Origin of the sequence: Burkholderia sp. KCJ3K979 (assembly GCF_016759955.1) — a bacterium.
GTDB classification, from domain to species: domain Bacteria; phylum Pseudomonadota; class Gammaproteobacteria; order Burkholderiales; family Burkholderiaceae; genus Burkholderia; species Burkholderia orbicola.
The window spans coordinates 1-5,805 of record NZ_JACFYV010000315.1; the positions used below are offsets into that span (position 1 = coordinate 1).

General features: G+C 68.7%; 8 protein-coding genes and 1 pseudogene. 2 read left to right on the plus strand and 7 right to left on the minus strand.

The window, feature by feature from the left end:
* The 5 genes from H3O04_RS33465 to H3O04_RS33485 form a co-directional block, all read right to left on the minus strand.
* Positions 1–725: iron chelate uptake ABC transporter family permease subunit (locus tag H3O04_RS33465; protein ID WP_202589323.1), on the minus strand; the 725-nt coding region annotated here is incomplete at its 3' end.
* Entirely contained in the window at positions 722–1,570 is an 849-nt protein-coding gene (locus H3O04_RS33470; RefSeq protein ID WP_124477264.1) for an ABC transporter ATP-binding protein, read from the minus strand. The genes H3O04_RS33470 and H3O04_RS33465, both read right to left, overlap by 4 nt.
* Positions 1,570–2,577: a TauD/TfdA family dioxygenase gene (locus H3O04_RS33475; protein WP_006476051.1), complete on the minus strand. Its 1,008-nt coding sequence runs from the start codon at positions 2,575–2,577 to the stop codon at positions 1,570–1,572. Before H3O04_RS33475 ends, H3O04_RS33470 begins: the two co-directional genes overlap by 1 nt.
* Positions 2,578–2,622: 45 nt before the next feature.
* Positions 2,623–2,865, minus strand: a complete 243-nt coding sequence (locus tag H3O04_RS33480; protein ID WP_006476052.1) for an MbtH family protein — start codon at positions 2,863–2,865, stop codon at positions 2,623–2,625.
* Between the two features lie 85 nt (positions 2,866–2,950).
* The gene (locus H3O04_RS33485) at positions 2,951–3,619 is read right to left on the minus strand and encodes an RNA polymerase factor sigma-70 (protein WP_006476053.1); all 669 of its coding nucleotides are present in this window, start codon (positions 3,617–3,619) and stop codon (positions 2,951–2,953) included.
* Between the two features lie 293 nt (positions 3,620–3,912).
* Here H3O04_RS33485 and H3O04_RS33490 point away from each other — a divergent pair, with 293 nt between their 5' ends.
* The gene (locus H3O04_RS33490) at positions 3,913–4,140 is read left to right on the plus strand and encodes a hypothetical protein (protein WP_011545369.1); all 228 of its coding nucleotides are present in this window, start codon (positions 3,913–3,915) and stop codon (positions 4,138–4,140) included.
* Positions 4,141–4,186: 46 nt separating this feature from the next.
* A complete protein-coding gene (locus H3O04_RS33495; protein WP_202589324.1) occupies positions 4,187–4,324 on the plus strand; it encodes an HHHH-motif protein in 138 nt (45 codons plus the stop codon).
* Positions 4,325–4,548: 224 nt separating this feature from the next.
* On the opposite strand, the gene H3O04_RS33500 is transcribed toward H3O04_RS33495, so the two are convergent.
* Together H3O04_RS33500 and H3O04_RS33505 are read right to left on the minus strand one after the other, a co-directional pair.
* The gene (locus H3O04_RS33500; protein ID WP_006476055.1) at positions 4,549–5,574 is read right to left on the minus strand and encodes a fimbrial protein; all 1,026 of its coding nucleotides are present in this window, start codon (positions 5,572–5,574) and stop codon (positions 4,549–4,551) included.
* Positions 5,571–5,805 (minus strand): annotated as a pseudogene (locus H3O04_RS33505) (fimbrial biogenesis chaperone); the annotation flags it as partial. The gene H3O04_RS33500 and the pseudogene H3O04_RS33505, both read right to left, overlap by 4 nt.

Genomic DNA, 5,805 nt, shown 5'->3' on the forward strand with positions numbered 1-5,805 from the left:
GCATCGACGCGCACGCCGGCCGCGGCCGCCGCATCGTCGCCGAGCGTGAGCGGATTCAGCGGCCGGATCACGAACGGCAGCGCGGCGAGCGGCACGACGAGCCAGCGCGCGGCGAGCACGAGGCCCGTCGCGCCCGGCTGGTACAGGCTGCCGTTGGTCCACAGCGCGGCGCCCGCGATGTTCTGCTCGAAGAACGCGAGCACCAGTGTCGACAGCGCGGCGAACAGCAGCATGCATACGCTGCCCGCGAGCACGAGCCGCAACGGTGTCGCACGCCAGCCGCCCGCCGCGACGATCGCGCACGCGGCCGCGACGAGCCCGCACACGAACAGCAGCGGCACCGTCGCGACGCCCGCCAGCGCCGGCACCAGCATCGCCGCGAGCAGGCCGAGCTGGGCGCCGCCCGTCACGCCGAGCAGGTCGGGCGACGCGAGCGGATTGCGCGTGAGCGACTGGAACAGCGCGCCGGCGATGCCGAGGCAGCCGCCCGCGACGAGCGCGGCCGCCACGCGCGGCAGATTCAGGTCGAACAGGAACACGTGCGCGAGCGACGCGGCATCGCTGCCGGGCGCCGCGTCCCACCACACGCGCAGATCGGGGGCGATCCGCAGCGCCGCGAGCAGCGCGATCAACGCGACGAGGCCGAACGCGATCGCGCCGGCTCGCCCGCGGGTCGCCCCTCTGCCCGTCGCCGCGAGGCGCTTGCGCATCGCGAACGTCGTCATACGGCGAGATCCCGATCGAACACGCCGGCCGCCTGCGGCGCGGCGTCGGTCGACGGCCCGTAGGCCGGTACGCACATCGGCGCGCCCGTCTGCGGATGCGCGAGCTTCAGCATCTCGACGCCGAACGCCGCGCGCAACCGCGCCGGGTCGAGCATCGCGTCGGGCGTGCCTTGCGCGACGAGACGGCCCGCGCGCATCAGCACGATCTCGTCGCTGTACGCGGCCGCCTGGTTCAGGTCGTGCAGCACCCACACGATCGTCAGCCCGCGCGCGCGGTTCAGCGCGCGCAGCGCATCGAGGATGTCGAGCTGGTGATGAATGTCGAGATAGGTCGTCGGTTCGTCGAGCAGCACGATCGGCGCCTGCTGCGCGAGCGCCATCGCGATCCACGCGCGCTGGCGTTCGCCGCCCGACAGCGCGCCGACGTCGCGCTCCGCGTCGCCCGCGAGGCCGCTCGTGTCGAGCGCCTCGTCGATCGCCGCATGATCGGCGCGCGACAGGCCGCGCAGGAAACCGCCGTACGCATAGCGCCCGTACGCGACGAGCTCGCGCACGGTGAGCCCCGACGGAATCTGGTTGAACTGCGCGAGCATCGTCAGCTCGCGCGCGAGCGCGCGACGGCGAAACGACGCGAGCGGCTGGCCGTTCACTTCGACATGGCCGGCACGCGCGGGCTGCAGGCCCGCGAGCGTGCGCAGCAGCGTGCTCTTGCCGCAGCCGTTCGGTCCGCACAGCGCGGTTACGCGGCCGGCCGCGATCGACAGGTCCAGCCCGTCGATCACGACATGGTCGCGATATCCCACCGACAGCCCGCGCGCGGCAAGCGCGGCGGTACTACGCGTCATCAATCCTCCGTTCGGTCGCGCGGGACCGTGTAACTCTGCGCCATCGCGACGACGACCTTGCGCGGCCCCTCGAACGGGTCGCGGGCATGCGCGGTCAGCATGTTGTCGAGCATCAGCACGTCGCCGGTGCGCCACGGGAACACGATGCGCTGCTGGTCGAGCACGCCGCGGATCTGCGCGAGCGCATCCGCCTCCAGCGGCTCGCCATCGCCGTAATACACGTTGCGCGGCACGTTCTCGAGCCCGACCGCGTCGACGAGCGCTTCCTGCATGTCGTCGTCGAGCGCCGACAGGTGAAACAGGTTCGCCTGGTTGAACCACACGCGCTCGCCGGTGCGCGGATGACGCGCGACGGCCTGGCAGCGTTCGCGCGTGCGCAGCAGCAGCTCGCCGTCGTCGTCGGTGCGCCACGCACATTCGATGCCGCGCGCCGCGCACATCCGCTCGACCTCGGCCGGCTCGTCGGTGCCGAACGACTGCTGCCACGGCAGATCGAGCCCCTGCCCGAAATTGCGCACGTACAGCAGCTCGCGCCTCTCGAAGCGCGCGACGAGCGCGGGATCGAGCGCGCGATACACGGCACGGCTGTCCGCGATCGGCGTCGCCCCGCCCTTCGGCGCGGCCAGCGCGCAGTGGAACCAGATCCGCAGCGGCCATTCGCGCGTGTACGACTGCTCGTTGTGCAGCGGAATCGCGCGGTGCGGCGGGTATTCGGTCGACGTGTAGACCGCGCCTTCGACCTGGCTGCGCGGCGTCGACGCGTATTCATAGCCGATCAGCGGATCGCCGAACGAGGCCGCGAATTGCTGGAACGCGTCGATCGACGGCACGTGAAAGCCCGTGAACAGCACGCCGCCCGCCCGTTCGAGCGTGTCGGCCGCGATCTCGCGCGCCAGCGGCGCGACGTCGTCGATCGACATTCCGTCGCTGCCGCGCGGCGACACGACGGTGGGCAGCCCCGGCTCGATACGCAGGTCGTCGAGCGTCGGCAACGAAAGCAGGGTCATGCAACGTCCTCTTCAGGTGGTGCGCCGCACACGCGGCGCAACGGGTCACGACGCGCGCGTGGCGCGCTCGCCGTCCATCGCGCGGCGCAGGCTCGCGGGGCGCATGTCGGTCCAGACGGTCTCGATGTGCGCGAGACAGTCGGCCTTCGGGCCGCTCACGCCGACTTCGCGCCAGCCGGCCGGCACGGGCCGGAACGTCGGCCAGATCGAATACTGTTCTTCGTCGTTGATGACGACCGTATAGACGAGATCGTCGGTGTCGGCGGAAGGCGTCGGAGCTTGCGTCATGATCGGAAATCGCTGGGCGGTTGAAGGAGGCGAAGCGGCGAATTCGGCCGCTCCTGTCTGATAGACGGTTGGCCGGCGCGTTTTTTTACCGCCGCCGCGCGCGGCCGCCCAGGAACACCGGGCACGCGACGCCGCGATGGCACGCGTCGAGGCATTCCGCGCAGTGACGCTCCGCGTCGCGCACCATGAAATGCACGAGCGTCTGCGACACGTTCAGCGCGCGCGCCGCGGTCTGCAGCGTCTCCTCGCGCAACCGCACCATCTCGAACGCCGCCCGGCTGCGCGCCGGCAGGTCGTCGAGCGCGGCCCACACGCGCCGCAGCGTATCGCGCGTCATCAGCGCGGCTTCCGGCGTCGGCTCGGGCGACGGCACGTCGAAGCCGTCGTCCTCTTCCGTGTGATAGACGTTTTCGAGGCTTTGCCGGCGGCACGCGTCGATCGACGCATTGCGCACCATCCGCGTCACGTACGCGACCGGCTGGCGCACCGCGTCCTGGTTCGGGAATTCGACGAGCTTCACGAACACGTCGTGCACGACGTCTTCCGCACGGCTCGCGCAGCCGACGAAGCCGCGCGCGACGTTGACCAGCATCGCGCGATGCGAGATCAGCACGTCGAGCAGCGCGCCCTGCGCAGCGGGCTGGGACGCCCGGCGCGCACGCGGCGCGGCGCGCGGCGGCAGGTCCGGATAACTGCCGAGAAACGGGTTTGCCGCTGCCGCCGCCGGTCGGTCGAGCACTTCCGCCATGGCCATCGATCTGCTCCGTCAAATTCCGAGATAGCGCAATTTAACGTAAACGCAAATCATTCTCAATCTGATTACAGGATGCCCCTTTCGGTTGTCGGGATTTGTCTGAACAATTGCCGGAATCGTTGCCCGGGCGGACGCGTACGCGTCCGGGCCGCGCGCACTGCCTTCACTTCGCCGACGCAGGCTTTCACGCTGCTGACGACGGGCTTGCACGTGTCATCGGCGGTAGCAACTTCTTACCACGTGAAATTTCGGGGGCTCGTACGATCGACTTGCCGTTTCCAAGGGAGAACAACATGAAATCCATCGTGTTATCCGCCGTCATGGCGGGCGCGCTGTCGAGCGTGATGCTCACCGGCTGCGTCGCCTACCCTGGCCCGGCCGAAGTCACGATCGGCTGGCATGGCGATCGTTACTGGGACGGAAATCGCTACTGGGAGCGCCGCGACTGGGAAGCCCGGCATGCCGGCCCGCGTGACGACCGCCGCGACGATCGCCGCGACGAACCCCGGCCGCAGTGGTGATGCCGCTGCGCACCCTTGATCCATCATTGAACGACAGGACCTCGACATGAAGACGCTACTGAAAACCCTCACCGCCGCCGCCGTGGCCGCTGCCGTGCTCGTGCCGACCATCGCCGAAGCGCATCCGCACCGCGTGTGTCACTTCGAGCATCACCATCACCGGGTGTGCCACTGGGTGCGTTGAGCATCGCGCGGCAGACGCGGGAAAGCGCCGGCACGCCGGCGCTTTTTTCGTTTTGGCGGCTCGAATTGCGCGGATGCCGCCGTATCGGGATTCACGCGCACGGCGTCGCGAGCGTCAGGCCGGTGCCGGTGGAAGCCGATCCTGCTTTCGCGAACACGCCGCGCCATCCGTTCCCCGGATGGCGGGCCACGCGGATGGATGTGGCCCGGGCATCGCCCTCGATATCAATAGATGAACAAGCGGATCGTCGCCGTCGCGTCGAACCGGCCGATCTTCGGCGGCCCGAACGACTTCAGCACCGCGTCCATCAATACGCTCTGGTTCATGACGTTGGACGGGAATTGCGCGAGGTTGAACTGTTCGTTGAACGGAATCGCCTTGCCCTGGCTGTCCTCGATGCCGATACCGAAATTGCTGTCCTTCGCGGGAACCAGCAAGCCGTTCTGAACCGGATAGCTCGTTTCGAAGTACCCGTCCACCCGCACCGCGACGTTGCACTTCTTGGTCAGCGACAGCGAAAAGCGCTTGCGCGGCACCGCCGGCAGGAAGCCGTTGCCGACCGCCTGCACCTGCCCGAAATTGACGATGCCCGGTTCGGGCGTCACGAGCACGTCGACGAAGCACGGCGTCGGCTTGAGGTTGCGCAGGCCGCTCAGACGGTACTGGAAGCTCGTGCCGAACGCATTCAGCCCGAACTCGCCGTCGAACTGGAACACCGTATAGATATCGCTCGGCGGCTGGACCCAGTTGCCTCTTTTGCGCACGACGACCTGATAGTCGATGCTGATGCTCGTCCGCTGGCAACGCCCGCGGTCGAAGTCGTACCTGCTGCACGGCGGCACCGAATATCCGGTAAACACCCCGCCGCCGCGATTGCTGGTCTTGTCGAAATAATCGACGCCCTTGTAGCGGATGCCGATCTCGAGCCCCCATGCGGCGGGGTCCGTGCGATTCGGATTCGCGTAGAAGTAAATGTTGTCGACGACCTTCAGGCTGCCGGCGTCACCCAGGTCCTTGTAGCAATACCCCGACGTCGTGCGTACCGGCGACACCCAGATCACGTAGCCGTCCGGCGCGTCGGTCGGATACGACGCCACGCCGCCGATCGGCTCGGTCAACGAGGTCGCGCCGCTGTTGGTCAGGCAGCGCAGCGCCCACGCGGGCTGAACCGCCGCGAGCAGCATCGCCAGGACGACCCAGCGCAGCCACGCCGCGAGCGGTGCGTTGCGTTGTCTCGCGGCCCCGCTCATTTCTTCACGCTCTTGCACGCACCGGCCTCGCACGCATACTCGACCGCCACCTGGCCGCCGTAGTCGTCGATGTGCGTGACGAACAGCGTCGACGGCGTCGCGGCCTTGAACGGCACGTCGGCCGTGCTCATCGGGCTCACCATGACCGGCTCGATCGGCACCGGCGTCTTCTGCGCGCCCGCGCTCACGTCGACCACCGTCACGTGGTAAGGCGTCGGATTGTCGAACACC

Bases quoted from the DNA above. Each gene is read 5' to 3' on its own strand.
- H3O04_RS33475 (WP_006476051.1), bottom strand. From the start codon at position 2,577: ATGACCCTGCTTTCGTTGCCGACGCTCGACGACCTGCGTATCGAGCCG.
- H3O04_RS33485 (WP_006476053.1), bottom strand. From the start codon at position 3,619: ATGGCCATGGCGGAAGTGCTCGACCGACCGGCGGCGGCAGCGGCAAAC.
- H3O04_RS33470 (WP_124477264.1), bottom strand. From the start codon at position 1,570: ATGACGCGTAGTACCGCCGCGCTTGCCGCGCGCGGGCTGTCGGTGGGA.
- H3O04_RS33500 (WP_006476055.1), bottom strand. From the start codon at position 5,574: ATGAGCGGGGCCGCGAGACAACGCAACGCACCGCTCGCGGCGTGGCTG.
- H3O04_RS33480 (WP_006476052.1), bottom strand. From the start codon at position 2,865: ATGACGCAAGCTCCGACGCCTTCCGCCGACACCGACGATCTCGTCTAT.
- H3O04_RS33490 (WP_011545369.1), top strand. From the start codon at position 3,913: ATGAAATCCATCGTGTTATCCGCCGTCATGGCGGGCGCGCTGTCGAGC.
- H3O04_RS33495 (WP_202589324.1), top strand. From the start codon at position 4,187: ATGAAGACGCTACTGAAAACCCTCACCGCCGCCGCCGTGGCCGCTGCC.